The sequence below is a fragment of the Pelagibius sp. genome, from assembly GCF_028289705.1.
Classification (GTDB): domain Bacteria; phylum Pseudomonadota; class Alphaproteobacteria; order Kiloniellales; family Kiloniellaceae; genus Pelagibius.
Genome location: NZ_JANQOI010000056.1, coordinates 18,480 through 45,028 on the forward strand (window position 1 = coordinate 18,480; position 26,549 = coordinate 45,028).

Annotated in this window: 30 protein-coding genes; 15 read left to right on the forward strand and 15 right to left on the reverse strand. The window is 65.3% G+C overall.

Translation table 11 applies throughout. The features are described from left to right. Nucleotides 1-4: 4 nt before the first annotated feature. From Q0996_RS06745 to Q0996_RS06755, 3 genes are all read left to right on the forward strand, one after another. A complete protein-coding gene (locus Q0996_RS06745; protein ID WP_322096652.1) occupies nt 5-793 on the forward strand; it encodes an MBL fold metallo-hydrolase in 789 nt (262 codons plus the stop codon). 38 nt (nt 794-831) lie between these two features. Then, nucleotides 832-1,149 carry a hypothetical protein gene (locus Q0996_RS06750; RefSeq protein WP_299617034.1) on the forward strand — a complete coding sequence of 106 codons (318 nt, stop codon included), beginning with the start codon at nt 832-834 and terminating at the stop codon, nt 1,147-1,149. Between the two features lie 74 nt (nt 1,150-1,223). Then, nucleotides 1,224-1,502 carry a DUF3303 domain-containing protein gene (locus Q0996_RS06755; protein ID WP_299617035.1) on the forward strand — a complete coding sequence of 93 codons (279 nt, stop codon included), beginning with the start codon at nt 1,224-1,226 and terminating at the stop codon, nt 1,500-1,502. Here the strand turns inward: Q0996_RS06755 and Q0996_RS06760 are convergent. Then, nucleotides 1,499-3,415: an ABC transporter substrate-binding protein gene (locus tag Q0996_RS06760; RefSeq protein ID WP_299617036.1), complete on the reverse strand. Its 1,917-nt coding sequence runs from the start codon at nt 3,413-3,415 to the stop codon at nt 1,499-1,501. The two genes, Q0996_RS06755 and Q0996_RS06760, sit on opposite strands and share 4 nt — an antisense overlap. Before the next feature lie 183 nt (nt 3,416-3,598). Here Q0996_RS06760 and Q0996_RS06765 point away from each other — a divergent pair, with 183 nt between their 5' ends. From Q0996_RS06765 to Q0996_RS06775, 3 genes are all read left to right on the forward strand, one after another. Next, the gene (locus Q0996_RS06765; protein WP_299617037.1) at nt 3,599-4,132 is read left to right on the forward strand and encodes a GNAT family N-acetyltransferase; all 534 of its coding nucleotides are present in this window, start codon (nt 3,599-3,601) and stop codon (nt 4,130-4,132) included. A 284-nt stretch (nt 4,133-4,416) separates the two neighbouring features. Then, nucleotides 4,417-4,794 (forward strand): DUF1127 domain-containing protein, encoded by a 378-nt coding sequence (locus Q0996_RS06770; RefSeq protein WP_299617038.1) that lies wholly within the window; start codon nt 4,417-4,419, stop codon nt 4,792-4,794. A gap of 758 nt (nt 4,795-5,552) precedes the next feature. After that, nucleotides 5,553-6,197, forward strand: a complete 645-nt coding sequence (locus tag Q0996_RS06775; RefSeq protein WP_299617039.1) for a hypothetical protein — start codon at nt 5,553-5,555, stop codon at nt 6,195-6,197. Nucleotides 6,198-6,200: 3 nt separating this feature from the next. On the opposite strand, the gene Q0996_RS06780 is transcribed toward Q0996_RS06775, so the two are convergent. Together Q0996_RS06780 and gph are read right to left on the reverse strand one after the other, a co-directional pair. Then, the gene (locus tag Q0996_RS06780; protein WP_299617040.1) at nt 6,201-6,716 is read right to left on the reverse strand and encodes a hypothetical protein; all 516 of its coding nucleotides are present in this window, start codon (nt 6,714-6,716) and stop codon (nt 6,201-6,203) included. 89 nt (nt 6,717-6,805) lie between these two features. Beyond that, nucleotides 6,806-7,555, reverse strand: coding sequence for a phosphoglycolate phosphatase (gph, locus tag Q0996_RS06785; RefSeq protein ID WP_299617041.1), 750 nt, complete (start codon nt 7,553-7,555; stop codon nt 6,806-6,808). Nucleotides 7,556-7,643: 88 nt separating this feature from the next. Between gph and Q0996_RS06790 the strand changes: the two genes are divergently transcribed. After that, nucleotides 7,644-8,282, forward strand: coding sequence for a hypothetical protein (locus Q0996_RS06790; protein WP_299617042.1), 639 nt, complete (start codon nt 7,644-7,646; stop codon nt 8,280-8,282). Between the two features lie 81 nt (nt 8,283-8,363). Here the strand turns inward: Q0996_RS06790 and Q0996_RS06795 are convergent, their stop codons facing one another. Both Q0996_RS06795 and Q0996_RS25530 read right to left on the reverse strand, forming a co-directional pair. Continuing rightward, entirely contained in the window at nt 8,364-8,621 is a 258-nt protein-coding gene (locus Q0996_RS06795) for a hypothetical protein (RefSeq protein WP_299617043.1), read from the reverse strand. After that, on the reverse strand, nt 8,567-8,896 hold the full coding sequence (locus tag Q0996_RS25530) for a PAS domain-containing protein (RefSeq protein ID WP_367575660.1): 330 nt from the start codon (nt 8,894-8,896) through the stop codon (nt 8,567-8,569). Before Q0996_RS25530 ends, Q0996_RS06795 begins: the two co-directional genes overlap by 55 nt. Before the next feature lie 129 nt (nt 8,897-9,025). On the opposite strand from Q0996_RS25530, the gene mazG reads away from it, so the two are divergent. Then, the gene (mazG, locus tag Q0996_RS06800) at nt 9,026-9,856 is read left to right on the forward strand and encodes a nucleoside triphosphate pyrophosphohydrolase (RefSeq protein WP_299617044.1); all 831 of its coding nucleotides are present in this window, start codon (nt 9,026-9,028) and stop codon (nt 9,854-9,856) included. A 29-nt stretch (nt 9,857-9,885) separates the two neighbouring features. Here mazG and Q0996_RS06805 read toward each other — a convergent pair whose 3' ends face one another. The 3 genes from Q0996_RS06805 to Q0996_RS06815 all read right to left on the reverse strand — a co-directional run bounded on the left by Q0996_RS06805 (nt 9,886) and on the right by Q0996_RS06815 (nt 12,566). Further along, nucleotides 9,886-11,067, reverse strand: a complete 1,182-nt coding sequence (locus Q0996_RS06805) for a serine hydrolase (protein WP_299617045.1) — start codon at nt 11,065-11,067, stop codon at nt 9,886-9,888. 81 nt (nt 11,068-11,148) lie between these two features. Further along, nucleotides 11,149-11,643, reverse strand: a complete 495-nt coding sequence (locus Q0996_RS06810) for a DUF2938 family protein (RefSeq protein ID WP_299617046.1) — start codon at nt 11,641-11,643, stop codon at nt 11,149-11,151. Between the two features lie 53 nt (nt 11,644-11,696). Next, entirely contained in the window at nt 11,697-12,566 is an 870-nt protein-coding gene (locus tag Q0996_RS06815) for an NAD(P)-dependent oxidoreductase (protein WP_299617047.1), read from the reverse strand. Between the two features lie 177 nt (nt 12,567-12,743). Here Q0996_RS06815 and Q0996_RS06820 point away from each other — a divergent pair, with 177 nt between their 5' ends. Both Q0996_RS06820 and Q0996_RS06825 read left to right on the forward strand, forming a co-directional pair. After that, nucleotides 12,744-13,130, forward strand: coding sequence for an SET domain-containing protein-lysine N-methyltransferase (locus Q0996_RS06820; protein ID WP_299617048.1), 387 nt, complete (start codon nt 12,744-12,746; stop codon nt 13,128-13,130). Between the two features lie 186 nt (nt 13,131-13,316). After that, nucleotides 13,317-13,868 (forward strand): hypothetical protein, encoded by a 552-nt coding sequence (locus Q0996_RS06825; RefSeq protein WP_299617049.1) that lies wholly within the window; start codon nt 13,317-13,319, stop codon nt 13,866-13,868. A 24-nt stretch (nt 13,869-13,892) separates the two neighbouring features. Here Q0996_RS06825 and Q0996_RS06830 read toward each other — a convergent pair whose 3' ends face one another. Continuing rightward, on the reverse strand, nt 13,893-15,374 hold the full coding sequence (locus Q0996_RS06830; RefSeq protein ID WP_299617050.1) for a PLP-dependent aminotransferase family protein: 1,482 nt from the start codon (nt 15,372-15,374) through the stop codon (nt 13,893-13,895). 259 nt (nt 15,375-15,633) lie between these two features. On the opposite strand from Q0996_RS06830, the gene Q0996_RS06835 reads away from it, so the two are divergent. Together Q0996_RS06835 and Q0996_RS06840 are read left to right on the forward strand one after the other, a co-directional pair. Next, a complete protein-coding gene (locus Q0996_RS06835; protein ID WP_299617051.1) occupies nt 15,634-16,068 on the forward strand; it encodes an ArsI/CadI family heavy metal resistance metalloenzyme in 435 nt (144 codons plus the stop codon). A gap of 16 nt (nt 16,069-16,084) precedes the next feature. Further along, nucleotides 16,085-16,666, forward strand: a complete 582-nt coding sequence (locus tag Q0996_RS06840) for a sigma-70 family RNA polymerase sigma factor (RefSeq protein ID WP_299617052.1) — start codon at nt 16,085-16,087, stop codon at nt 16,664-16,666. 98 nt (nt 16,667-16,764) lie between these two features. Here Q0996_RS06840 and Q0996_RS06845 read toward each other — a convergent pair whose 3' ends face one another. The 3 genes from Q0996_RS06845 to ald form a co-directional block, all read right to left on the reverse strand. Then, nucleotides 16,765-18,084: an aminotransferase class III-fold pyridoxal phosphate-dependent enzyme gene (locus Q0996_RS06845; protein ID WP_299617053.1), complete on the reverse strand. Its 1,320-nt coding sequence runs from the start codon at nt 18,082-18,084 to the stop codon at nt 16,765-16,767. Between the two features lie 160 nt (nt 18,085-18,244). Then, the gene (locus tag Q0996_RS06850; protein ID WP_299617054.1) at nt 18,245-19,555 is read right to left on the reverse strand and encodes a hydroxyacid-oxoacid transhydrogenase; all 1,311 of its coding nucleotides are present in this window, start codon (nt 19,553-19,555) and stop codon (nt 18,245-18,247) included. 91 nt (nt 19,556-19,646) lie between these two features. Then, nucleotides 19,647-20,765 (reverse strand): alanine dehydrogenase, encoded by a 1,119-nt coding sequence (gene ald, locus Q0996_RS06855; RefSeq protein ID WP_299617148.1) that lies wholly within the window; start codon nt 20,763-20,765, stop codon nt 19,647-19,649. Between the two features lie 193 nt (nt 20,766-20,958). Between ald and Q0996_RS06860 the strand changes: the two genes are divergently transcribed. Next, entirely contained in the window at nt 20,959-21,438 is a 480-nt protein-coding gene (locus tag Q0996_RS06860; RefSeq protein ID WP_299617055.1) for a GNAT family N-acetyltransferase, read from the forward strand. A 15-nt stretch (nt 21,439-21,453) separates the two neighbouring features. Here Q0996_RS06860 and Q0996_RS06865 read toward each other — a convergent pair whose 3' ends face one another. Together Q0996_RS06865 and Q0996_RS06870 are read right to left on the reverse strand one after the other, a co-directional pair. Beyond that, nucleotides 21,454-22,395 (reverse strand): DMT family transporter, encoded by a 942-nt coding sequence (locus tag Q0996_RS06865; protein ID WP_299617056.1) that lies wholly within the window; start codon nt 22,393-22,395, stop codon nt 21,454-21,456. A gap of 228 nt (nt 22,396-22,623) precedes the next feature. After that, a complete protein-coding gene (locus Q0996_RS06870) occupies nt 22,624-23,457 on the reverse strand; it encodes a hypothetical protein (RefSeq protein ID WP_299617057.1) in 834 nt (277 codons plus the stop codon). Nucleotides 23,458-24,352: 895 nt separating this feature from the next. Between Q0996_RS06870 and Q0996_RS06875 the strand changes: the two genes are divergently transcribed. Continuing rightward, nucleotides 24,353-24,634 (forward strand): hypothetical protein, encoded by a 282-nt coding sequence (locus Q0996_RS06875; RefSeq protein WP_299617058.1) that lies wholly within the window; start codon nt 24,353-24,355, stop codon nt 24,632-24,634. Nucleotides 24,635-24,966: 332 nt separating this feature from the next. Continuing rightward, entirely contained in the window at nt 24,967-25,656 is a 690-nt protein-coding gene (locus tag Q0996_RS06880; RefSeq protein ID WP_299617059.1) for a glutathione S-transferase family protein, read from the forward strand. A gap of 48 nt (nt 25,657-25,704) precedes the next feature. Here the strand turns inward: Q0996_RS06880 and Q0996_RS06885 are convergent, their stop codons facing one another. Further along, the gene (locus tag Q0996_RS06885; RefSeq protein ID WP_299617060.1) at nt 25,705-26,508 is read right to left on the reverse strand and encodes an inositol monophosphatase family protein; all 804 of its coding nucleotides are present in this window, start codon (nt 26,506-26,508) and stop codon (nt 25,705-25,707) included. Between the last annotated feature and the right edge of the window lie 41 nt (nt 26,509-26,549).

Below are 26,549 nucleotides of genomic sequence, written 5' to 3' on the forward strand. Positions count from 1 at the left end.
TGCCATGAAGCTGACGGTTCTGGGCTGCGGCGGTTCCGGCGGCGTGCCCGTGGCGGCGCGCGAGCCCGGCGGCAACTGGGGTGCCGCCGACCCGGCCAACCCGAAGAACCGCCGGCTGCGGGTCTCGGTGCTGATCGAAGCGGGGGCAGGGGAGTCCGCCACCCGTATCCTCATCGACACCTCCCCCGATCTGCGCCAGCAGATCCTGGACAACCGCATCACCGCCCTCGATGCCGTGCTGTTCACCCATGCCCATGCCGACCACAGTCACGGCCTGGACGACCTGCGCGGCATCGTCTACGCGCGGCGCCGGCCCATCGAGGCCTACATGGACGCCGCCACCCGCGACGCGCTCACCACCCGCTTCGCCTATGCCTTCGTCTCCAGCCGCGGGCCGGAGAACCTCTATCCGGCGCTGCTGGAGGACCATGTGGTCGACGGACCCTTCAGGGTCGGCGACGTGCCGGTGACACCCTTCGTCCAGCAGCACGGGCCGGACAGCAGTCTCGGGTTTCGCTGCGGCGACATCGCCTACTCAACCGATGCCAGCGCCCTCGACGAGGCCGCCTTCGCCGCCTTGGAGGGGGTCAAGCTCTGGGTCGTCGACTGCTTGCGCGACGAACCGCACCCCACCCATTCCCACGTCGCCCAGACCCTGGAGTGGATCGCCCGGGTGAAGCCGGAGCGCGCTGTGCTGACCCACATGAACGAGCGCCTCGACTACGATGAACTGCGAGGCCGCTGCCCGCCGGGCGTGGAGCCGGCTTACGACGGCCTAACGATCGAGGTATGATGACTGTCCCGTAGGCAGCCGGAAAAGAGCGGCATGCAATGGAGGAATGGGTAACAATCGTCAAAAGCCTCGATCTCCCCGGACAGATGTCCGTCGGCTTCTTTGTGCTCTTGTTGGTCGTCGGTTTTTGTGCGTGGTGCGTAGTGGTCGTGACATTGCTCTTGATACCCTTCAATACCGTTCCGGGTGCCATAACGGGTTGGCTGCGCGTCGCCCCGCTCAACGTGGTCCTGTACACATCGCTCCTCACGCCAAGAGGACTGTTGCTTCGGAGGTGGCTCGTTGGTGCGGTAGTCGTATTCATCGGCACAGTCGCTCTTGTGTTCGCCATCGGCATGTTCGCGAAGATCGTTTAGCTTGAATGCTCATGCCCCTGGCGGCGTCCTTCCCTTACCTATGATGATTGCGCGGTCAGCGCAGGAGGCCGGCCATGCTCTTCATGGTGATCGAAACCTTCAGGAACGGCTGCCGCGAGGCGGTCTACGCGCGCTTTGCCGAGCGCGGGCGCATGCTGCCGCCGGGTCTCGACTACATCGATAGCTGGGTCGAGCGCGGAGGCCGGCGGTGCTTTCAGCTCATGCGCTGCGAGGATCCGGCGCTGCTGGAGCGCTGGGCCGCCCAATGGGACGACCTCGTCCAGTTCGAGTTCGTGCCCGTCGAGACCAGCGAAGAAGCGGCTGCGCGAGCCGGCGAAGGGAGACCCGCCTAGCGGTCGAACCAGAAGCGCTCGGGCCGGTAGATGCCGAACTGGGCCCCGGGGTCCCAGTTGTAGATGCCCTCCTCGGGCACGTTGCGCAGGGCGGTGGCGACGGTCACCGGCTGCGGCACCTGGGCCACCAGGCCGATGGTATAGACCTCCTCGGCATGGATCTGGAGGATCTTCTCCCAGGCCGCAACCTTCTCTTCCCTCGACCTTGCCTCGATCCAGTCCTTGTAGAGCGCCATGAGCTGCATGGGTTTGTCCATGTCCACCGGCTCGCCGGCCTGGCCGTTGGTCTCGGCGTACTGACCCCACTTCGGCCAGTGGTAGCTCTGCTGGTGGATCGGCACGAACTCCTCGGGGCTGGTGTAGGGCGTGGGGATGCCGTTCTCGTAGCCGAACCACATGGCCATCATGGTCTCGCCGGCGAAGATCCGGTTGCGCAGCACCTCGCGCTGCGACGGCTTGGTGAACAGCTTGACACCGATCTGCTTCCAGGAATCGCCGATCAGCTCCAGCACATCCACTTCCTCGGTGTTCTCGCCCGCGGTCTCGACGATGATCTCCATGGGCCGGCCGTCGGGCAGCAGGCGGATGCCGGCATCGTTGCGCTTCTCCAGCCCCAGCGAGTCCAAAAGCTCGTTGGCCTTGTCGGGATCGAACTCCGACCAGGCGAGGCGGTAATCCTCCTTGTAGAGCGGGCTGTCCGGCAGGATCGAGTTGTTCCCCTCCAAGGTCAGGCCGTAGTAGATGACCTGGTTGATTTCGCTGCGGTTGATGCCCAGGGAGAGCGCCTGCCGAAACCGGGCATCGCGATTGAGCTCGCGCCAGACCGGATCGTTGACGTTCATGTTCGGATAGAGCGCAAGCTGGGAGCCGCGCACCGTCTTCCAAAGACGGACGTTGAAGCCGCTGCGCTCCTCGGCAGCCTTCAGGAAGGTGTAGTCCGAGAAGTTGAGGCCGCGCGACTGCAGGTCGGACTCGCCCGCGCTGGTCTTCGCCGGCACCAGGGAGCCGCCGACCACCGAGAGCACCACCCGGTCCGCGTAGGGCAACTGCTGACCGGAGGCATCGATGCGGTGGTAGAAGGGATTGCGTTCGGCGATGAAGCGGGTCGAGGGCGGTTTCACTGCATTGAACCAGGGCTGCAGCGTCGGCAGATCCGGGTTGGTCGCCTTGTACATGTTGCCGACCCGGTTATGGAGCTGCGCCCAGTTGCGCGCACCCGCCGCCTCCACCGCCTGGTCGATCTCTTCCTGGTCCCCGTGGGCGGGGTGAAAGCGCTTCAGGTAGTGGGCCGGGCGGAACAGGTCCAGCGGCCGGGCGCCAGCCAACGCGGGGATCAGAAAGGGGTTCGGTTTCGACCAGATGTAGCGGATGGTGACGGCATCGGGGAATTCCACCTCCGGCAGCTCGCCGTCGACCCGCAGAACCTGTGGCGGCCCGCTGGGGCTGAGCGCCTCGTTGTTGGCCACATCCTCCCAGAAGTAGCGGAAGTCCTCCGAGGTGAAGGGGTGGCCGTCGGACCAGCGGTGGCCTTCGCGCAGCGTGAAGGTGAAGATGCGCCCGTCTTCGACCTCCAGGCGCTCGAGGATGTCCGGTTCGACTTCGAGGTCTTCGTTGTAGCCCACCAGCCGCGCGTAGCCGTAGACGTTCAGCAGACGCACGTCCTTGTCGCGGGTCACCAGCATGCGCAGTTCGCCGCCGTGCCGACCCACGGAGAGCCGCGGCCCACTGACCGACATGCGCGGGACCTTGGGCAGGCGATCCTCCACCTTGGGAAGCTGGCCGGCATTGACCATGGGGGCGAGGGAAGGGGTCTCCTTCAGCGCTGCAACGCTGGGCGCCGCCGGCGCCTCATAGACCGCGACCTCGGCCGCGCCGGTGCCTGCCAGCAGAATAAGGAGGACGACAGGGACCATGAATGCGGCCCCAACACGAAATCCGAACAACATAAAGCTGGTCCCTGAACGTGTTGTTATTTCGGTATTTTTCCCCGTTTACCGCCGATTATAGTGCGACAAGCGGTAAAGCGCCAATTAAGATCGGCGGACAGGACAGTCGCTCCCCGAGAGACGGTGCCGGACCTGGCGGCAGGCTGCGGCATGAACAGCCGCAGCGAACTCCGCGCGCCGTTTCAGTCGAGTGAAGAGCGACGGCCTGCGGAACAGGAGATGCGATCGATGGTGGAGCAGTGGCGCCGGGACGGCTACGAGATCAGCACCGATCCCGCCCGCCTGGACCTGCCGCTCATCCACGGATTCCTGAAAACCGCCTATTGGTCCGAGGAGATCCCGCGTGAAACCCTTGAGCGGGCCATCGACGGCTCCCTGAACTTCGGGCTCTATGGGCCGGAGGGGCAACTGGGCTATGCCCGGATCGTCACCGACCGGGCGACCTTCGCCTGGCTCTGCGACGTCTTCGTGCTGGAGTCCGTCCGCGGCCGGGGGCTTGGCCGCTGGCTCGTCGCCTGCATTATGGAACACCCGGCCCTGCAGGGTCTGCGCCGCTGGATGCTGGCCACGGCGGACGCCCATGAGCTTTACCGCGAATTCGGTTTCGAGGTGCCCGCGGAGCCGGAGCGCCTGATGGCCAAGCAGGTCCGGGACATCTACAAGATTGCCGCCCATCAGGGCTAGTGGTCATACCAATCAGGAACGGTCCAGAAGCTTCATACGTGCACTTATCGCTCTATGCTAAGCTTTTGTTAATCAGGCGTTAATCCTATCTCAACCTGCCATGCGTTTCGTGCAATGCTGCAGCGCAACATTGGCGCTGTCGCCGGACCATTCCCACCCCCATATTTGTCCTGTCGGGAGCGCCCGGCCTTACCCGAGATAGCGAGACAGAAGGCACCGCGGGCTCCTTGTTGAAGTTGCTGCCTCCGATCACCGAGGGCAGCCATTTTTTGAGGAAGAATACGATGAACACCACCCAATTCGACAGCATCCAGGACCCCATCGTCCGTGCCCAGATCATGCGCTCGCAGGCCGCTGCCGAGCACATCGTGAATGCCGTTTCCGCCATTGGCGGCGCGTTCCGCGCGGTCGCCGGAAACGTCAACAAGTACCTGGCTTACCGGCGCATCTATGAGACCCTGAACGCCATGAGCGACCGCGAGCTGGACGACATCGGCCTCTGCCGCGGCGACATCGGCGCGGTGGCCCGCGGCCACGATCCGCGCCCGCAGCGCGAAGCCTACCTGCAGGCCATGCTGGCCCAGCAGAGCGCCCGGACCCAGTCCTTCGCCGCCAGCGACGACGACGGCGCCAACGACAACCGGACCTCCGTCGCGGCTTAACGGCCGCCGGCGGAGCCGGGAGCCCCAAAAGCTCCCAGCGGCCAGGTTGCGGCGCACCGCAGATGGCCGGAGCTAGACATCGGGGCCAAGACATCCGGGCAGACCCCAAAGGGCCGCAGTTCGCGGCCCTTTGTCGTTTCGGGCTGACTGAAGGGTCAAAGAGATGTCCGGCTCCAAGACCAGCTCCAGAAGATCCGTACGTCCGTACGATACAAATCGAAGCCGGTGCCTTGCGTTGCGCTTGCGATCGGGAAGGCCAGCGCCGATTTCGCGTATCGGCTGCTGTTTACCGCCTTGAATTGCCGAACCTCATGAAGATGTGTGCGGAAACGCCCTCCCCTTAACCATCTCACAATATTTTCCATAATATACATTATGCGCATTATTGATGCCGCTTGGGTGCCGTCCGTGGGCGCCTTTCCGGTTGTCCCCAGCCCGGCCCGCATCCGTTCGGACCTCAGGCTTTGCAAACCGATTGCGGCCGCAGGCCCGTGATCTGCTTAGTCTTGCTCCACGGCACCACGCAGCAGCTCCATGACGTGATGCGGTCTGTCCGGAGGCCGTGATGGCGTCGGGCCGGACCACGCTGTCCAACTCGCCGTCTGGACGGCGCCCCCACCCGCCGCTGGTCACCATGTTCTTTAAGCATTGGCGAATTTAGCGCTGAAACCTCACCCTCGCGTTGCACCGGCCTCCTCCGATGCGTTAGTCTCTTCGGCAACGATATCTCTTGGGGTTGCGTAAGCAGGGAGCTTTGGATGCGACAATTTCTTTCGGCTGCGGCTTTGGCTGTCGGCCTTTTTTGTGGGACGGCCGCACAGGCGGGCACGCTGCCGGGAACCGGACCCAATCCGCAGTGGAGTGATTCCCAGAAGTTCGAGTGGTACCTCGGCTACATGTCCAAGGCCACGGCCATCTGCAGCGATTACGCCGCCGCAACGGAACTGGGCAACCTGGCGTCCCTTTCGCCCTACGGCCGCAAGGGCATGGCGGTGACCACCGGCGACGGCTTTTACGGCGCCGCCTGCGCCGGCATCCGCAAGGAAGCGGCGGACCTGTTGAGCGAGAAGGACGACATCGGCCGCTACCTTGCATCGCTCTACAATTGCGACCCCGGCGGCAAGTGCCTGGGCGGTAGCGATATTGCTTCCCCCAAGCATGCCTGTGCGGAAAGCGTGAACAAGCTTCTTTCAGAGCTTGAAGTGGCCGAAGGCGATATCAGGGGTATCCATTTCACCTCTCCACCGCCGGGTCCCACGTCTGGTGCCGAGCCGGATTATCGGGCGCGTATTCGTCTCAAGTCCTGTCGGGGCTCGCTCTACGTTGATTTGACTGAGCAGTGCAGGGTTCAACAGAGCTACACGCGGGGCGACTGCGAGGTCGCCGGGGTCAGCGGTTATTAGCGCTTAGGGCTCACGGACCTCGAACTCGAAGCGTCGGGCCAGCCGCTCTTCGATGAAGACTTCGATGGAGTGCGGGCCGAGAGGGTCGCCCTCGGCGATGCACCAGTCGTTGCCGATCCAGCCGTCGTCCAGCGGGGCGAAGGCTTCGGTGATGGCGGTGGTGCGGTCGGCGGAAAAGCGGTGCGTGCTGTACTCGTCGTTCTCGCCGCTCCAGAACGCCGGTGCCTTGGGAAGCTGCAGAACCTCCCGGTAGCGGATCACCGCCGGGGCGTCGGTCAGCTTCAGGCGCCAGCCAAAGCAGGCGCGGTTGGGCAGGAAGGGCACGACGTCGGCGGCAATGGTGTGTGCGCTGCCCTGCCCGTCTCCCACCGAGACCAGGAACTCCGCCGCCTCAACGGTGACCGTCCGGGTCTGGGCGCGAAGGTCGCTTGCGACGAGAATGAGAACCAGGGCGACCAGGAAGAGGCCCGCGCCACGGCGGGCCGCCAGGCGATCCGGCACGGCCGTGCCCGCCTTCATGCTACCTCCTCCCCCAGAGGGGCTCCCGAAGAAGCGTTGAGTATAGCCCTCAGGCCGCGCGCCGCGATAGGGAGCAGGGGTTTCGGCGCTCAGTCGGCGGCGGACTCCCGCGCCGCCTCCCGCGACAGCCGGCCGTGCGACAGAGCGTCGACCAGCGCCGGGAGCCGCGCGAATTCCTCAAAACGCAGATCGTGGTGGATCTTCGCCACCGGGGTCTTGCGATAGCCCTCGGTATGGAGCGCAAAACGGACCCCGGCAGCCTGGGCGGTAGCGGCATCGACCTCGCTGTCGCCGACATAGAGGACGGCGTCCGTCGCCACGTCTAGTCCTGCGGCGGCATGGTATAGCGGGGCCGGATCGGGCTTGCGCTGCGGCAGGCTGTCGCCGCCGACGAGGACAGGCAAGCAACCGGCAATGCCAAGATCGGCCAGGATCTGGCGGGCCGGGGTTTCGGGCTTGTTGGTGCAGACGCCGAGCGCCAGTCCCCGCCCCTGCAGGCGCTCCAGCGCGGCCCGGACCCCGGGGTAGAGAGACGAGCGCTCCGAGGGCGCCGCGTCGTAGAGGTCGCCATAGCGGGCCTGCGCGGCCGCCAGGTCATCCGGCCCCGCCGCCTCGCCGGCCGCGGCCAGCAAGCGCTCCACCAGAACGCCCATCCCGTTGCCGACGAAGCCCCTCACCTCTGCCGGGGCGAGCGGGCCGTGGCCGCGTTCGCCGAGCAGCCGGTTGGCGGCGGCGTGGATGTCCGGAAGGGAATCCACCAGGGTGCCGTCGAGATCGAAGATGACGGCCTCGATCCTCAGCGTCGTTGGGTCATCGGGCATTTCGGAACCGCGCTTCACGATTGAACCTCTTGACCGGGCGGCACGACCGACAGGGCGATGCAACCCGCTCCGATGCTTATCGGAGTTCGCCGAAAGGATCAAACCCATGCGCAAGAGCCCCCTTTCCATGGCCGCCCTGGCCGCTTTCGCCGCCGTCGCAGCCAGCGGCGCCCTCAGCCACGACAGCGCCGCCCAGTCGCTGCGCGACCAGGCCCGCCAGGCCCCGGCGCAGTTGCTGATGGTCAAGCCCGCCAAGCCGCCCCGCGAAGGCCGCCTCCAGGCCAAGCCGGCCGCCCGTCCGCTGGTGAAGACCTATGGCGGCGACCAGATCAAGCCGGGCCCGAAGACCCCCAGCGAACTGGCCAACCTGGTGGTCATCCCCTACTACAACAACCCCAACAACCTGCCCGAAGGCTTTCCGACCCACAGCTACTGCCTGAAGAAAAACTCCGGCGGAACGCCGGAAGATATCCGCTTCTGGATCCACAACCTCGGCAACAGCGACAGCGGCAGCTTCCAGTGGACGCCGAGCTTTCCCAATGCCGGCGCCGCGCCCGCCAACGTGATCGGCAACATCCCGGCCAACGGGAAGATGCTGATCACCCAGGGCATCCCCAACGGCTGCTATACCTCGAACTATTCGGGCATCTGCCAGTTCTCCATCACCCTCGACGACCACGACGAGGTCGAGGAGTGGAGCGAGGCCAACGAATACGAGAGCTATTGCGTCAGCCCGGCGGGATGACGGATAGGCCTTCAACGCCCCGGCGCAGTCCCCTGCGGCAGCCCCCTTCTGGCGGGCTGCCGCAGCGCGCTGATTCAAGGCTTAGAAGATTTCCCGGGGGACCAGATCGTTTTCAATCCGCACCACCTGTTGCCCGAAGATCATGCAGGAAGCGGCGTTGCGGCCGTCCCCGCAGCCGCGCTCGACGCAGGACAGGCAGCCGACCAGGAAACGGCAGGCTCCCGCCTTGTCGGTGAAGGGCATGCGCAGGATCTCGACGCGCATCCGGCTCTGGTCGGCATAGGTCAGGCCCTCGACGGAGCGCAGGCAAACCTTCTGGGAGAGCACCTGATCGAACATCTCGGTGACGTAGCGCAGGTCGTCGCCCTCCAGGAGTTCGTCGAGGTGCCGGCCGGTGTTTTCCAGCCCATGATCTCACGGATCGCGGTGCCCGAGAGGCGAAACCGGTAACGGCCGTCCTCAGGCAGCTTTTCGACGATGAAGACGAAGGGCAGCAGGCTGGGGATCTCCGCCGGGTCCAGGTCGTCGCGCTGGGGGATGCCGCCGCACCGCTGCGAAAGCGCACGCCAGTAGTCGTAGAGATCTTGCGAGATGTGGCTGAAAAATCGGTCCATCGAGGCCTGAAGTGCGGGGATTTACCGTTCCCGATCAGAGCTATCGCAGATTCCTTTGCAGTCGGTTAATTGGCCCTTTCCCACTCCAGGCTCTGGCTGCCGGGCCGGGCTTTGGGTAGTCTCCCGGCCATGAGCAAGACCCCGTCCCCCGAACTTCCCAGCATCGACCGGCTGCTGGCCATCATGGCGCAGTTGCGCGACCCGGAGGGCGGCTGCCCCTGGGACGTGAAGCAGAACTTCGCCACCATCGCGCCCTATACCATCGAGGAGGCCTATGAGGTCGCCGACGCCATCGAGCAGAACGACATGGCGGCCCTGAAGGACGAGCTGGGCGATTTGCTGCTGCAGGTGGTGTTCCACGCCCGCATGGCCGAGGAGGCCGGGCACTTCGTCTTCGCCGACGTGGCCGCGGCCATCGGCGAGAAGATGATCAGCCGCCATCCCCATGTCTTCGACGACCACCGGGCCGACACGGCCGAGGACGTGAAGGTCACCTGGGAAGAGCAGAAGGCGCAGGAGCGCGCGGCCAAAGCCGCCGCCAACGGCGGTGCCCCCGTTTCCGCCCTGGACGGCGTGACGGCCGCCCTGCCCGCTCTGCTGCGCGCGGAGAAACTGCAGAAGCGCGCCGCGCGGGTGCGCTTCGACTGGCCCGGCGCCACCCCGGTCTTCGAGAAGATCGAAGAGGAGATTGCGGAGATCAAGGAAGCGATGGACCAGGGCCACGATCCGGACCGGCTGGAAGACGAAGTCGGCGACCTGCTGTTCGTGGTGGTCAACCTCGCCCGCCACCTGAAGATCGATCCGGAATCGGCTCTCCGCCGCACCAACGCCAAGTTCGAGCGCCGCTTCCGCGCCATGGAATCGAAGCTGGCCGATACCGGCCGGCGCGCCGAGGACCAAAGCCTCGACGCCCTGGAAGACCTCTGGCAGGCGGTGAAACGCGAAGAGCGTGGTGGGTGACAGGCAGTACTGAGCGCCGATGAAAGCACCTAATCCAGCACCGCCGGAAGGATGAAGTCGGTCAGGATTTGGCGAGGCTGTTGGTGGCCGAGCCTGCGGTTGTAGTGACTGCCGTTAAAGACCACGACCAGATCGAGCTTCGGGAAAACGAAGATCTTCTGACCGCCGTTGCCCGAGGCGAAGGAGTGAGCGGTCCGGGGGTCCTCGCCGGGACGCGGGGCCGTGGTCCACCAATGATAGCCATAACCGGAGGGGCTTGGACCGGGTGACTGCCGCCGCGGATGGCCGGCTTCGACGTGGCGCCGCGTTGCGGTCCTGACCCAGGCCTCCGAGAGGATCCGCCTGCCGCGCCAGACGCCGCCGTCCAGGAAGAGTTGACCGAACTTCGCCATGTCCCTTGGGCGCATGAAGAAGCTGCCCTGGGCCACGGCGCGCCCCTTGGCGGTCAGTGTCCAGCAGTAGTCCGTCATACCGAGGGGGTCAAAGAGCTCCCGCTTGGCGAAGGCCGGCAGGGGTTCCGCGGCCGCGCGCGCGACGACCTGGCCGATCAAGAAAGTCGTCGAGGAACTGTAGGAGAAGTACGACCCCGGCTCCCCGGCCATCGGCAGGTCGAGGGTGTAGCGCAGCCAGTCGTCCGACTCCCACATATCGTTTTCGCGGAAAGGGCCGATGCCCCAGCTCTCCTCCGCGTGAAAGCCCGGTGTCATGGTCAGCAGATGCGCAAGGGTGATGCGGCGCTTCTTCTCCGCGCTCTCCTCGATCCCGGGCCAGTAGTCCGGGAAGTAGCCGGCAATCGGCGCGTCGATGTTCGCAACCACGCCTTTGTCCAGGGCGATGCCGGCAAGGGCCGAGGTGATGCTCTTGAAGGACGAGCGGGTGTCGTGCTTGGTCTCATGGTCGAAACCGTTGAAGTAGGCTTCCAGCACGAGTGTGCCGTGGCGGGCGATCAGGATGCTGTCAAGCTTCGTGAACCGGCCGGATTCGACGGCCTTGAGCATCGCCTCCAGTGGTCTCGGATCGACCCCTTGCGCCTTGAGGGTTGAGACCGCCCAACCGTCGTTCAGGCGCTGCGGCGCCCGGTCCAGACGGTGGAGAACCGCAGCGCCGCCGCTGGGTTGATCGGGACGGCCGCCCGCCGGCTCGCAGAGATGGCGCGTCTCGTTTGCCAACGCGCCGGCGCCCATGCCGAAAGCCGCAGTGAGCAGCAACAACGCAGAGAGGGCTCTCAGGATCCGCGAACGCCAGCTCCGGGAGGCCAAGAAGGTTCTGGAGGGCATCGCCGAGCGCCGGGTCTAGCCCGCCAGCCCCGCGACCCAGGCCCCGGCGAACAGTGCGCCGCCATAGATCACGTGGCTGGCCAGGGCGTTGAGGCGCGGCACCCATGGCTTGGGCGCGTGGCGGGCCATGACGCCGGCCCCCAGGCCGGGCTGCATAATGAACCAGGGGATCACCACGGAGGCGGCACCGAAGGCCAGGCCGCTCAGCAACGACGGCGGTCGCTCCAGCACGAAGACCATCAGTCCCAGATAGGCGAAGCCGTATCCGATGCCGATCAGGTAATGCATGGTCCAGCCGATGGCCGCCTCGCCGGGCACTGCCGGAGTCTCCGCAATCGGCCGGTGAATCAGGCGGCCCTTGGGGATGTAGACGAACCAGCGCCCGATGAGGCCCCAGTCCGCGGGCGGGATGCCGGCGGCGGCGCACAGCAGCCGCTGCCAGAGGTCGAGGATCACCGTCGCGAAGACGCCGGCGATCACGGCCTGTAGCGCGAAACTCTCGACGGGCATCGACAAGCGCCCTCCCCGCGTCGCGGCGACTCAGGTTGGCATGACGGCCGGGTTCAGTCGTTGGCCACCAGGTGCATCAGGCTGGAGGTGTCCCAGCGCCGGCCGCCGCGGGCCTGGACCTGGGCGTAGAGCTGATCCACCAGGGCGGTCACCGGCAGGCGGGCGCCGTTGGTCTTGGCCTCCTCCAGGCAGATGCCGAGGTCCTTGCGCATCCAGTCGACGGCGAAGCCGAAATCGAACTCTCCCTTGCACATGGTCGAGGCGCGGTTGTCCATCTGCCAGGATTGGGCCGCGCCCTTGGAGATCACGTCGATCACCTTGTCCATCTCGAGGCCGGCCTTCTGGCCGAAGTTCATGCCCTCCGCCAAGCCCTGCAGCAGGCCGGCGATGCAGATCTGGTTCACCATCTTGGTGAGCTGTCCGGCGCCCACCGGACCCATGAGGGTCACCGCGCGGGCGAAGGCGTCGATCACCGGCTGGGCGCGCGCGAAAGCGGCTTCATCGCCGCCGCACATCACCGTCAGAACGCCGTTCTCGGCACCCGCCTGACCACCGGAGACCGGGGCATCGATGAAGGCGATGCCGCGCGCGCCGCCCTGCGCCGCCAACTCCCGCGCCACCGCCGCCGAGGCTGTGGTGCTGTCGACCAGGATGCTGCCCTCGCCCATGCCGGCGAAGGCGCCGTCGTCGCCCAGGAGCACGCTGCGCAGGTCGTCGTCGTTGCCGACACAGGAGAACACGATCTCCGCGCCCTCCGCGGCGGCCCGCGGCGTCGGCGCGGCGGCACCGCCGTGCTTGGCGACCCAGTCTTCGGCTTTCGCCGCGGTGCGATTGTAGACCGTCACCGCATGGCCGGCCGCGGCCAGATGTCCGGCCATGGGAAAGCCCATGACTCCAAGCCCGATGAAGGCAACCTTGGTCATCGAAGATCACTCGCGCTGTTGGATGAATTGCTGCTGCCTGGACTGCCGGGACCGGCGCCCCGGCGGAAGGCGAGACTAATGGCAGGCGCGACGCCCCGCAAGGCCGGCGCGGATGCATGAGATTTTGCATTCGCTGGTGCCTGTGCCACCATTGGTTCTGCAACCGAGGGGGGAACGATGGTGAGAATTGGGACGGTGCCCGGCAAGGGCCGCGGCGTCCTGGCCAGCCAGCCGATTGCCGAGGGCACGCTGATCGAACGGGCCGCGGCGGTACGGCTGCCCGCCGCCGAGCGCCCCCTGCTCGACCAGACCGGGGTCTTTGCCTACTACTTCGCGGACCCCGCCGCCTTCGGCAAGGAAGACAGCCACGACTGCTTTCTGGCTTTCGGCGCCCTGACCTTCTGCAACCACGCGGCCGAGCCCAACGCCGCGGTCTCCTGGGAGGAGGATGAGGTCGGCCTTTGGGCCCTGCTCCACGCCGTCGCCGACATCGGCGAGGCAGAGGAAGTGACCCTATTCTACACCAACATCGACGAATACGGCTCGGCGGAGGTTTTCTTCTAGGTCGCCCAGGAGGACCCCGGCCGTCCGCGCCCATGCGGGCTCGTTTGAACCCTCAAATATTTGATTTTCTTTAACAAAGCTTCGGTGGAAAGGAAACATAAACCGAATTCGTGGTTCAATTGCAGGCTCAAGGCAGGAAGGATTGGGGTCCGTGGCGCCCCTGCCGGCGCAGGATTGGATCAGAGTATGTCAGCGTCAGAGACAGAGAGCCTCGCCACTGAGGGCGGAAGGGAGGAGACGGCCGGCGATGAGAGCAAGTCCGCCGGCTTCACCCGCACCTACCGCCTGCTGGTCCGCGGCAAGAACATCAACGAGAACACCCTGCTGGCCACGGATTACCTGAACCACTTCAACGAGATCATCATGCTGCTGGAGATGGTCGCGTCCATGCCGGAGTGCTTCGAGGACTGCCTGGAGTGGCAGCCCAAGAGCTATGCCGATCACTTCCGGGACAGCTGCTTTTCCGATGCCGAGTTGGCGATCATGGCCTACGAGAACGCCCCGGCCAATTACCGCCAGGCCTTCGATGCGACCATCGATCAGATGAACGGGATGATCGCCAGCGGCCTGCCGAAGATCGGGGCCCTCGTTGAAGCCGGTGAAGAAGGCCCGCTGCAGGAAGGCATCACCGGCATAACCCGTAAGCTGCAGAGCTTCGTCGATGTCGCCTCCTCGATCATCAACGGCAACATGGATACCCTGGACCAGGACCAGATCGACCGCGTGATGAACGGCTGACCGCCAGCCGGCACCAAGTCCCGCCTACTCCGGTTTTCCCGGCCCGCGATCGATCAGTCTGCTGAGCGCTTCCAGGCCCGGCGCGATACGCTTCGGAACCATCGAGGAGAAGCCGAGCCGCATGAAGTTCCGCGGCGGCTTCTTGGAGAGGAAGTGGAGGGAGCCGGGTTCGATCACGATCCCCTCCTTCAGCGCATCGGCGGCCAGGACGTCGGTGTCCAGGCTCTTGGGTCCCTCCAACCAGAAACTGGTGCCGCCGCAGGAGGGGCGCGGCGCGAAGTCCGGCAGGAACCTCGCCAGGCCCTCGCCCATGATCTCCCAACGGCTGCGGAAGTCGCGCTGCAGGCGGTGCACCAGGGCGTCGTAGTGTCCGCCGGCGATGAACAGGGCCATGGTGCGCTGGTTGTTGGTGGCAGGGTGGCGCAGCATCAGGCGGCGCAGCATGCGCGCCTCCTGGATGAATTCCTCGGCGGCGACCATGTAACCCATGCGCAGGCCCGGGCCGAGATACTTCGAGAAGCTGCCGATGTAGACCACCCGGCCGGAGCGGTCCATGGCCTTCAGGGCGGTGGTCGGCGCGTGGAGGAAGTTGGCCTCCGCCTCGTAGTCGTCCTCGATGACGATGAAGTCGGAGCGCTGGGCCCGTTCCAACAACGCAATGCGGCGCTCCAGCGGCAGGGTCACCGTGGTCGGCGACTGGTGGCTGGGCGTCACGTAGACGCAGGCGCAGCCGTCCAGGCGCTGATCGACCACGATCCCCTCCCGGTCCACCGGGATGGGCCGTAACTGGGTGCCGTTCAGCGCGAAGATATTGCGGGTGTCGACATAGCCCGGGTTCTCCACCGCCAGGGTCTTGCCCGGGCCGGCGAGCAGTTCGGCGATGAGGTAGAGCGCGTTCTGGGCGCCGAGAGTGATCAGGATCTCCGAGGGGGCGGCCTTGATGCCGCGCCGCGGCAGAACACGGGTGCGGATCTCCTCGATCAGCCGGGGATCGTCCTCGTTGAAGTTGTCCTTGGTCCAGCTCTCGATGGCCTCGATCCCCAGGGCCTGGCGGGAGCACATGCGCCAGGTGGAGACCGGAAACAGCGTCTGGTCCGGCTGGCCGTAGATGAAGGGATAGGGGTAGCGCCGCCAGTTGCGGGGCTTCTCCACATTCACCAGTTCCGAGGGACGCAGGCGCAGGCGGTTCCACCAGTCGACGGACTGCCCAGCTTCCAGTTCGGGATAGCTGCTCTTGGTTTCGATCTGGTCGAACGCCATGTCGGTGTTGACGAAGTAGCCGACCCGCTCGCGGGAGATCAGCAACCCCTCGTCGGCCAGGGCCTGATAGGCCAGCACCACGGTGTTGCGGGAGACGCCCAGGGACTGCGCCAAGCGGCGGCAGGACGGCAGCGGGTCGCTGCCCGACAGCCGGCCGTCGACGATGGCGTCGATCAGTTGCCTGCGAAGCTGCGCCTGTAGGCCGAGATCCCCGTCGTGGCGGACAGGGAAGATGAAGTCCCGCATCGGCTCCAAAACCCTCCCGTCTATGCGAAAATAGCTTAGGGGGCCGCCCCTGACCGCTCAAGCCCCGGCATCCGCGAACCATCGCGGAAGTGGATTATGGAGAACTTCTGAATTTGACTTTTGACATTAGAACCAGAACTTATAACTCTGTTTTATAATGTTTTTTGAGGGAACAAATCTGCCTGTGCTGGGATTTTTGCGTCCTTTTGCCCACAGCGGCGTCTAACAGGGCAAAGCATCCATCCAAAGGAGTGAAACCATGCGTCTTCAATTGGCCCTGAACGTGCGGGATATCGATCAGGCAGTCACCTACTACACCAAGCTGTTCGGCGTCGCGCCCCACAAGCGGCGCAGCGACTACGCCAACTTCGTGGTTGCCGAACCGCCGCTGAAGCTGGTGCTGTTCGAGAACCCGGAGGCGGAGCAACGTCTGCACCATCTGGGGGTCGAGGTGCTAGAGGCAGCTCAGATCGACACCGCCTTGGAGCGTCTGACCGCGGCAGGGATCGTCGACGAGGTCAAACGCGACGACACCTGTTGCCATGCCACCCAGGATAAGGTCTGGTCGCGGGAGCCCGATGGCCTGCGCTGGGAGTGGTATCGCGTGACCGACGACAATCCCGCCACCGCCGCCGACTCTCTCGGCAAGACCTGCTGCACGGGGCCGAAGCGCATGGAAAGCGTCGGAGCATAGCGAGGCTCGCTCCCCCATGACGGCGTCCCTGTCCCTCACCACCGAAGCCTGGATCGACTTCGAAGGCCGGCTGCGCGGCTACGTACGCCGCCGCGTCGATCCGGCTTCGGTGGACGATCTGGTGGCGGCAATCCTGCTCCGTCTGGTGCAACATCAGGAGGATTTGCGGCAAGCCAGGAATCCCATCGCCTGGGCGCTGAAGGTCGCGGCCAACGCCGTCGCCGACCACCACCGCCGCCGCGCCAGCGAGCGCCGGGCCCTGGCTGAAGCCGAGGGCGAAGAGGCGATGCAGCCGGCAAGCGAAGACGACGACGAAGCGGCCGCCCCGGATCAGCTCGCCCGTTGCCTGGTTCCCCTGATCCGCAGCCTGCCGGAGCGTTACGGCGAAGCCCTCATGCTCACTGAGATCGAAGGCATGACCCAGGCGGCGGCGGCCCGGCGCTTGGGCCTCTCGGTCTCCGGCATGAAATCGCGGGTCCAGCGCGGCCGCCAGAAGTTGAAGGACGCCCTGCTGCGCTGCTGCACCATCCAAATCGACGGTCGTGGCGGAGTCATCGACTACCGCCGCCGGGCAGACGGGCAACGCCCGCGCTGCTGAACCGCAAAGAAAAAGCTGGCTTTCGGAAAGACGAAGCGGGAAAGGACGCTGCCGTCCCTTCCCGCTCGTGAAACGCGTCGCGCGCTGTGACCGGGCGGTCAGTGCCGCGTCAGCACCGTGCGCATCTTGCCGAAGATCTCATCGATGTGGTCGTCGTTGCAGATCAGCGGCGGCGAGACCAGGGCGCAGTCACCGGTCATCTTGACGATGAGGCCGGCGTCGTAGAAGTCCTGGGTCGCCTGCAGGCCGCGGGCGCCCGGCGCCTCCGCCGGGGCCAGGTCGACGCCGCCGAGCAGACCGTAGCCGCGGATGTTGGTGACCACCGGCAGGTCCCGCAGGGAGAACAGCGCCTCCTGGAACTTCGGGGTCATCTTCGCGGCGTTCCCCACCAGGTCTTCGTCTTCGAAGATGTTGCGGGTGGCGAGACCCGCCGCCGATGCGACCGGACAGCCGGAGTAGGTGTAGCCGTGGAACAGCTCGATCCCGTTCCCGGCGGTGGCTTCGGTGATCGTCTCGTAGATGTGGTCGCGGCAGGCGACGGCACCCATGGGCACCACGCCGTTGGTCAGCGCCTTGGCCATGGTGATCATGTCCGGCACCACATCGAAGGCATCGGCGCCGAACTGTTTGCCGGTGCGCCCGAAGCCGCAGATCACTTCGTCGAAGATCAGTAGGATGCCGTGGGCATCGCAGATCTCCCGCAGGCGCTTCAGATAGCCCTGGGGCGGCACCAGCACGCCGGTGGATCCGGCGATGGGCTCGACGATGCAGCAGGCGATGGAATCGCCGCCGTGCAGGTCGACGAAGCGCTGCAGGTCGTCGGCCAGCTCCGCGCCCGTCTCCGGCTGACCCTGCACATAGTCATGCTCCGGCAGATGGGTGTGACGCATGTGGCAGGCGCCGGGCAGACCGAGCCCGAAGGCCTTTTTGTTGTTGAGGATGCCGGCCACGGTCAGGCCGCCGAAGTTGACGCCGTGATAGGCGCGCTCGCGGCCGACCATGCGCAGCCGCTGCCCCTCGCCTTTGCACTTGTGATAGGACAGGGCGATCTTCAGCGCCGTCTCCACCGCTTCCGATCCGGAGTTGGAGAAGAAGAAGTGGTTCAGGTCCCCGGGCGTCACCTGTGCCAGACGGCGGGCCATCTCGAAGGACGCCGGATGCCCGTACTGGAAGGGCGGCGCGTAATCCATCTTGGTCAGCGCCTCGTTGACCGCCTCGGCGATCTCGCGCCGGCCATGGCCGGCGGCCACGCAGAACAGCCCGGCCGAACCGTCGATCACCTGGTCGCCGTGATCGGTGGTGTAGTACATGCCCTGGGCGCCGGTCAGGATGCGCGGGTTCGCCTTGAAGTGGCGGTTTGAGGTAAACGGCATCCAATGCTGCTCGAGCGAATTGGGGATCGGCGGAATGACGTTCATGGGCCCATCTTTCCTAGGTTAGGCGTTGATGCGGTTTCATTAGCAGGCAGTGTAATCCCCGCCACTGGCGGGGAGCTAGACCCAGTTGGCTGTCACCTGTGAGGCCAGAGTGCCCATTAGCCGGGTCGAAAACGGCGGAATTCCGGGCTTCTCCGCTGGCCTACCAATAGGCCAGGGCATCGCGGTAGAGCGCGGTGAGGCCGTCGCGGGTGATGTCCAGCGGCGCGTTCTCCAGCAGCCGGCGCTGCGGGTAAGCGCCTTCGGTCAGCGCCGCCAGATCGGCCTCGCCATAGCCGACGCCGCTCAGCCCGTTGGGCATGCCGGTCTCTTTCATCAGATCGACGATCCGCCCGCCGAGCACCTCCCCAGCGTCCGTCTCGCCGGCGCCGCGGCCGTTGGCGCCTAAGAGTCCGGAGGCCTCCAGATGACGGTCGGGACAGGCCGGCGCGGTGACGCGGAAGACCGAGGGCGCATTGACGATCACCGACATGCCGTGGGGAATCAGCGGCGCGTCGTCGGGATAGCCGGCGGGCTGATAGTCCTTCACCAGGCCGGCGACGGAATAGGCCATGCCGTGAGGCGCATGGCAGCCCGCGTTGCCGAAGGCGATGCCGGCCAGGGTCGCCGCCCACATCACCTGCTCCCGCGCTTCCCGGTCGCCGGCATCGGCCACCGCGCGGGGGAAGTAGGCGCCCAGAAGCCGCAAGGCCTCCCGGCAGCCCAGGTCGCTCCAGGGATTGGCGCCCTGGCTCATGGGCCGCTGGCTGGCGTTCGCCGGGGCCCTGCGCTGCGTGTAGGGCCGGGCGGTGTAGGACTCCAGCGCGTGGCTCAGGACGTCGAAGCCGCTGGCGGCGACGACGTTCGCCGGCAGGCTGGCGGTGACGTCCGGGTCGATCAGGGCCCGCTGCGGCCGCAGCTCCCGGGAGACAATGCCGGTCTTCGCCTTCATCGCCAGCAGATCGAAAACGGCGATGCCGGTGCACTCGCTGCCGGTGCCCGAAGTGGTCGGGCAGGCGATGTGCGGCCTGAGTGGTCCCGGCACCGGCTGGCCCGCGCCGATGGGGGCGTTGACGTAGGTAAGAAAGTCCGCCGGATGGCTGGCGTAGAGATTGGCCGCCTTGGCGGTGTCGATGACCGAGCCGCCGCCGAGGGAGAGGAAGCCGTCGACCTTGCTCTCGCGGGCGAAGGCGGCGGCGTCCTGAAAGGAGACATCGGTGGGCTCGACGCGCACCTCGTCGTAGACCACCGTGTCGATGCCGGCAGTTGCAAGGGCCCTCTCCACCGTCTCGAAGAAGTCGAGGCCGCGCAGAACCTTGTCAGTCATCAGAGCGATGCGGCGGATGCCGAGCGCCCGGGCGACCTCCCCCGCCTCCGCAAGGCAACCGCGCCCGAAGGTGACGGAGGAGACGTCGACGGAGAAGGCCAGATCGCCACCCTCCGTCGGCTCGAAATAGTGATGACAGCAGCCCATGACGCGCCCTCCCCCTCCAGCTCAGCCGGCAGCAATCGCCGGGGGCCCAGAATAGCGGGCCCGGGGCCGGGGCGTCACCGCCAAGTCGACCCTAAAGACCCAACGCCTCCTCGGCCGGGACGTAATCGAAGCCATGGGCCTCCGCGACGGCCTTGTAAGTGATCTTGCCGCTGGCCACGTTGAGCCCCTGTTTCAGGTGGGCATCCTCGGCCAGAGCGCGGCGATGGCCCTTGTTGGCCAGGGCCAGGGTGAACGGCAGGGTCGCGTTGTTGAGGGCGAAAGTGGAGGTGCGCGCCACGGCGCCGGGCATGTTGGTGACGCAGTAGTGCACCACCCCCTCCTCCACATAGGTGGGGGCATCGTGGGTCGTGCCCTTGGAGGTCTCGAAGCAGCCGCCCTGGTCGATGGCGATGTCCACCAGGACCGAGCCCGGGCGCATCTGGCGCACCATGTCCCGCGTCACCAGCTTGGGCGCGGCGGCGCCGGGAACGAGCACCGCCCCCACCACCAGATCGGCGTCGATGACATGGCGCTCGATGGAGTCCACCGTCGAATAGATGGTGTTCAGCATCGGTCCGAACTGCATGTCCAGTTCGTAGAGCCGCTCCAAGGAGCGGTCGATGACCGTCACATGGGCCTCCATGCCCATGGCCATGCGCGCGGCATTGGTGCCCGAGACGCCGCCGCCGATGATGACCACCCGGGCCGCCGCCACGCCGGGCACGCCGCCCAGCAGCATGCCGGAGCCGCCCTGTTCCTTCTCCAGGCAATGGGCGCCCACCTGGATCGACATGCGCCCGGCGACCTCGCTCATGGGTGCCAACAGCGGCAGGCCGCCGCGGGCGCTGGTCACCGTTTCATAGGCGACGGCGATGCAGCCGGAGTCCACCAGCCCCTGGGTCTGCGGCAGGTCGGGCGCCAGATGCAGATAGGTGAAAAGCAACTGCCCCTCGCGCAGGCGGGCGTACTCCGCCGGCTGCGGCTCCTTCACCTTGACGATCATCTCCGCTGTCGCGAAGACCGCATCGGCATCGGGCAGGATCTCCGCCCCGGCCGCCTGATAGTCCGCGTCGCTGAGCCCGATGCCGAGGCCCGCATTGGTCTCGACAACCACCTTGTGGCCATGGTGAACCAATTCACGCACCGAAGCCGGCACCAGGCCGACCCGGTATTCGTGGTTCTTCACTTCCTTGGGCACACCCACCAGCATTGCCTCGGTTCCTCTCTGCCAGAAGCTCATTCGCATTGGGGCCCTTCGCCGGCCTCGGCCCGGAACGCGCCAAACGCCGCCTGCAACGGCGGCGCTGAGATCCGCGGGAAAAGGCGTTGACGCGAGCCCCTTGTCTGCCGAAACCTACGCCTGCACCCTGGGAAGCACCAGAGCCAGATTCGGTCAGTTTCTGATGCCAAAAGAGATACGCTTCGAAGCCCCCGTCCAGCCAATCTCGGCCGACGACTGCCTTGACCTGCGTCACCGCGTGTTGCGGCCCAACCAGCCGCTCTCCGCCTGCCGCTATCCGCTGGACGAGGCGCCGGGCACCCTGCACCTGGGCTACCGGGAGGGTGACGGCCCGATCCTCGGCATCGCCTCGGTCTTCCATGAGGCGCCGCCGGAGAGCAGCGCCGGCAACGCCTGGCGCATTCGCGGCATGGCGGTGGACCCGGCATACCAGGGCAGAGGCTTCGGTGCGCTGCTGCTCAAGGGGCTGATCGACTATGCGACGGCTCAGCAGAACCCGGACGACCCGCCCGGCCTGCTCTGGTGCAACGGCCGCACGACGGTGGAGCCTTTCTATGTCGCCCAGGGCTTCAGCCGCGTCGGCGACATCTTCGACCTGCCCCCCATCGGCCCCCACGTGGTGCTGGAGCGGGTCCTGCGCTAGGCCCAGCGTGATGGTTCAGGCTGCCCGGGCCCTGTCTTTGCGCAACCCGGCGACCATCAGGCCGTAGATGCACGCGGCGACGACAAGGAACGCGCCGATCTGGTGGGCCGCGACCCGGTCGCCGAGAAAGACCACAGCAAGAACCATGGTAAGCGCCGGCCAGGGTGTGGTGATGGAACTGGCAAGCGAAACGTCGATGTGGCGAACGGCATAGAACCAGACGATCAGTTCCAAGTAATAGACTAACCCCATGACCGCAGCCGCGAACTGGAAGTCCCACCTCAGGACCGCGGCCGGCAGGTTCGCCGGATCGACTGCGGCGAGAACGGCGCCAAGCAGAACGGCAGAAACCGCGACGCGGAAGAATGTCACCTGGGCCGGCGTGATGGGCGTGCGCCCCAGTTCCTCCTTGATGATCACGTGGGCGATGCTCCAAAGGAAGGGAACCCCCAGCGCAACAAAGAACCAGGGCGAAAAGCCCTCGATCGTCCAGGTCCCGCCGGTGCCGAGATAATAGAGAGCGGCAATCAACAGCGCCGTCAGCAGAAGCTCGGTCACGGTCTTGCGGCGCTTCAGGAACAGCGTCTCCCAGAGGATGGCGAAGAGAGGGTAGGCCTGCATCGCGATGGCCGCACTGACGGCGCCGGCTTTCTCGACCCCGAACACGTAAAGATAGGTCGACAGTCCGAACATCGCGCCCGTCACCAGAGTGATGGCGCCGGCACGGCGCTTCTCCCGAACGGTCAGGGACGCGGCGAACAGTCCTTTGTTATCGGAGCGCAGCTCCCGAACGAGCAAAGGAACGGCGAAGACGGTCTGCCAGACAGAGAGCAGGAAAGCGAAGCCAAGCGCACCGAAGCCATCGGGGCGGCTGTTTGAGATGACCGGCATCGTGCCGAGGATGCACAAACACACCAGAGCCAGCGAGATCCCGGTCCCCGTCCGCGATGTTGCCATGCGGGAGACTCCAAGGCGCACATTTACTTTGATTCTCTGCGAGCCGGGACGTTCGCATCGTCACTTAGCCGCCTCAAGAGGAACATTGCCTTGGTGACAATTTGGCTGTTCGGCCTCCCCGGGTGGCTCGGCTTCAACACGCCTTGGACCGTCGATGCCGATGCGCGGACACCGCTTCCACCCGCTCTGATCTGTCTCTGTGGCTCTGTCTCTGCGGCCCTAACTCTGCTACGAGGCCTTGGCGAGAAGCCCTTTGACGATGCGCTGTGCCATCTCGGCGCGGCGCCCGGCTTCGGCCAGGTAAAGCGGTGAGGAGACCGTCGGCCGATCAGGAGCGTTCAGCGCAGTGGACAGACTCTCCCGGCCCTGGCCCGCGCTCGTCGGGTCGAACGGAAGGCTGAAGTTCAGATCGGGACAGAACAGCACCCGGCCATCGGCGACCTCCAGGACATGATTGGCCGCCGGACAGTCCTGCCAGACCGGTAACCATCCGCCGGCGCCCTCGCAGACCACCGCATCGACACCGAGGTCCAACAGGCGGGTGAAGGCCTGCTTCGGTTTCTCCGGCGCGAGGCGTGCCGCCTCGTCGAGGCCGAGCCCGTCCCGCACCACAGCCTCCCCCAAAGGAAGGCCGGTTACGCGGGCCAGGGCCTGAAAGTCAGTGCGCTCGCTCAGCGCGGCGCCGTTGTCGCTGCAGAAGTACTCGACGTTGTCGAGCAGGAGCGAGCCGCTCCTGACCAGGATGGCGCTTTGCCAGTTGGGATAGCACAGCAGTTGCACCGGCACGACGAGATCGATCATCTCCGGCCCCGTCAAGGGCGAGGCCGCGGTCAGTTCCCAGGCGTCGTTGCCGAACAACTTGCACGGCGTCAGGGGGTACTTCTCGACCATAAAGTCGACGATGGAGAACAGCAGCGAGGCGGCATAGGGTTTGAACCCGATGGTCCTCTGCCCACGCGCATTCAAGACCTTGATCAGGGCCGTCGCGACGGTCGTCTTGCCGACATCCGTTCCGTTGCCCACCACCCAATAGATCGCGGGTCCGCCCGACCCCTGCTGCACAACGACTCCTCAATCCAGCACTCTCACCGGCGCACAGACTATCGTGCAAGGGCCCACAGCAAAAGAGAGCAAGCGCTTGCTCAAGGCCCGGCGCATGTCCGCCGCAGCCCACAGCGTTCCCGACAAAATGCGAAGATCAACAGACTGTGCACGGCAATCTGCGTCCCGATCGGTCCTCCAATCAAATGCATCCTTGCGTGCTACCGAAAGGTGAATAAATATCATCGATAATCAACAAAGACACGCTGCGGTGAAATCCCCTCATGGCCTTGGCAACTCATCTCGCGTTCCGAACAGGCGACCGCAGCGCCACGCTTCCGACACACAAAATCGTCCTGCGAACCGGTAAAGAAACGTCCGCGATCTCGGTGTCGATTGAGCGTTCAATCAGTGCCATGCATCGAGCAAACCCGCGGCTGACGGCCAGACATAGAGATCGGAAGCCAAGCGCGAACACCATCCAAGTAGGAGCAGTTGCCAACTCGGCAAAACCATAAGGTGAGCCTCTCTGACAAAAAAGAAGGCCGCCACCCCGCCGGGAACGGATTGGAATCCCGCTGTGAATTCCGAGAGAGGTCAGGGAGTGTCACCTGTGGGCGTTTCGAAATGACGCGGTGAAGGCGGCGGCAAGTACCTAATCGATCAAAGCTACCGCCCCGACTCTGCTCGGTTTCTTCTCCAGTCTTGCTGCCCTAGCACTCCTCTGGAAGACCAAAAAGATCTTACAGAAAACACGGTTCGACTGCTCATGATTGAATCAATACATTAGCACCTAATCTAGAAGTAGGCTTTATGTCTCTTTGCCATAAATTTAGTTGCGCAGAGCACTTGAAGTTTCCGCCATAGCGGGCGATAAGGCAGCCTGAATGAATCTTATGAGGACCGGAACTCGGCTATGCCCAAACGCACAATTGACGAGAAGTCTTTGACGAAGGGAGAGCTTCGCAAACTGACCGCACTGCGGAAATCCATCGGCGACGAACTGGCCGATGACGCCTTCGCAAAGTGGTATGCACGCGAGGCCAAGAGCGAGAACAACGTCGATCCGAACATCGAAGTGATCGAAACCGCGCTCAGCCCCCTGATCGACAAGGTGCGGATTCAGCGCGGCAGCGCCTACGCAATCCGGCGCGGTCGCGGCCGGTTTATCGTCGAACCGATCGAACTCAAAGACTGATTTTTCGGAGAGGGCGATAGCGTTTGGACGCGCTAACGCTGCCAAGCGGCTATCGGCCTTCTTCAGCATAGCTTGTCATTGCCGGACTTGTTCCGGCAATCCGTCGAGGTCCGGGTCTCGGACCTCCCATGGCCCCTCGGGACAAGCCCGAGGGTGACGATATGCGCGTCAATGGCGTTGGCAAGCCATTGAAATCAATCCGTCCAATTCGAGTCAGGCTCTGAGGTTTTTGCTGACCCGAAGGGAAGCTTCAAGTGTCGGCTCAGGCTGGGTGGTGAGCATGAAACCATCTGGCGATTTTCAGGGCCAAACCGCCGGACTTCGAGGTGACAATGCGGGCTCTGCTCTTCACGACGGGATCGCCTTTCGCGCGCGCAGTCCGGATCATTCTTGACGAGTTGGCCCTCGACTACGAGCGCCGCGAGGAGATTACCACACCAACTGTCGAGCAGCGCGCGGCCGCCACACCGAGCTTGCAGGTGCCAACTTTCTGGGATGGCGACGTCCACCTTTGGGAAAGCGGCCTGATCGCTGAGTATCTGCTGCGGACCTATCGCAACAGAGATGGTCAGCCGCCGCTGAGCGAATGCGCGTGGCGCGCCGGTCACGAGTGGCGCGACAAGCTGGTGTTTGCGACGATTCAAACACTGGGCGCGGCGGTCACCACCGTCTCACAGTTCAAATGGACCGGCCTGGATAAGTCCGCCAACGGACACTTGACGCGATGCGCTGATCGGGTTCCGCATCTTATGGATTGGCTGGAAGCGGAGATCGCGGACGAAGGCTCCGGTTTCATGGCCGACTGCGTTTCCGCTCAGGATATCTTCCTCGCTTGCCACATCAGGTTTACCGAGAATCGGCCGATCGGTATCGATCTCGGTCTCCAAAGATTTCCGAAGATTTCAGCACTCATCGCGCAACTCGACGCGCGCGAAAGTTTTGCGAAGAACCCGATCTATTGGTGGGAACCGGGCGTCACCGGCTACGAACCTGACGGCACGCCGATATACGGGACTTCGTGACTGGATAACTGCGGGACAGCCGGCAAACGGCCGTGCGGCATTCGTCCACTATTCCGCCAACAGCACCTCATAGAGCGCCTGCCAGCTCTCCTGGTCCGGGGCCATGAGAAGGCCGAAGTCCTTGTAGCGGTCGGCGCGGTATGGCCGGCCGTCGAAGCAGCGGGCGTGGCCGCCGGCTTCCTGGTGGATCAGCGCGCCGGGCACGTGGTCCCAGGGCATCAGGCGGGTGAACAGGGTGAAGTGGGTCTCGCCCTCCGCCAGGCGCAGATACTCGGCGCCGGCACAGCCGAGGGACTTGACCGCCGACACCCGGCTGCGTCTTTGGTCGACGCGGCGGGCAAGCTCCCGCGGCGCGTAGCGGGAGGCATGCAGGCTGCCGGTCATGGCTTGTGGCGCGGCAGACGCCGCAACCTGAAGGCGGCGACCGGCCATCCAGGCTCCCGCTCCCGCCTCGGCCACACCGAAGCGCCCCGTTGCGGGCTCCAGGATCCAGGCGGCCCGCGTTTCCCCGGCGCTCACCAATGCCACCATGATGGCGAAAGCCTCGCGCCCGCGGGCGAAGTTGCGGGTGCCGTCGATGGGATCGACGATCCAGACGGGGCCGTCCTCGTGCAGCCGGTCCATGAGGGCCGGCTCCGCATGGGCGCCCTCCTCTCCGACCATGACCGAACCGGGCAAGAGGTCCGGCAGGCGCCGGCTGAGCGCCTGCTCCACCGCCAGGTCGACCACGGTCACCAGTTCGCCCGCGGCCTTTTCCTGCACGTCCCCGTGACCGAGGTCACGAAAGCGCGGCAGCACCTCCTCGGTGGCGGTCTCTTCAAGGATGGCGGCGACGGTCTGGATATCGATCAAGGAGCCCTCGCGTTGGCGGGTGCCGGTTCTAGCGTCGGGAC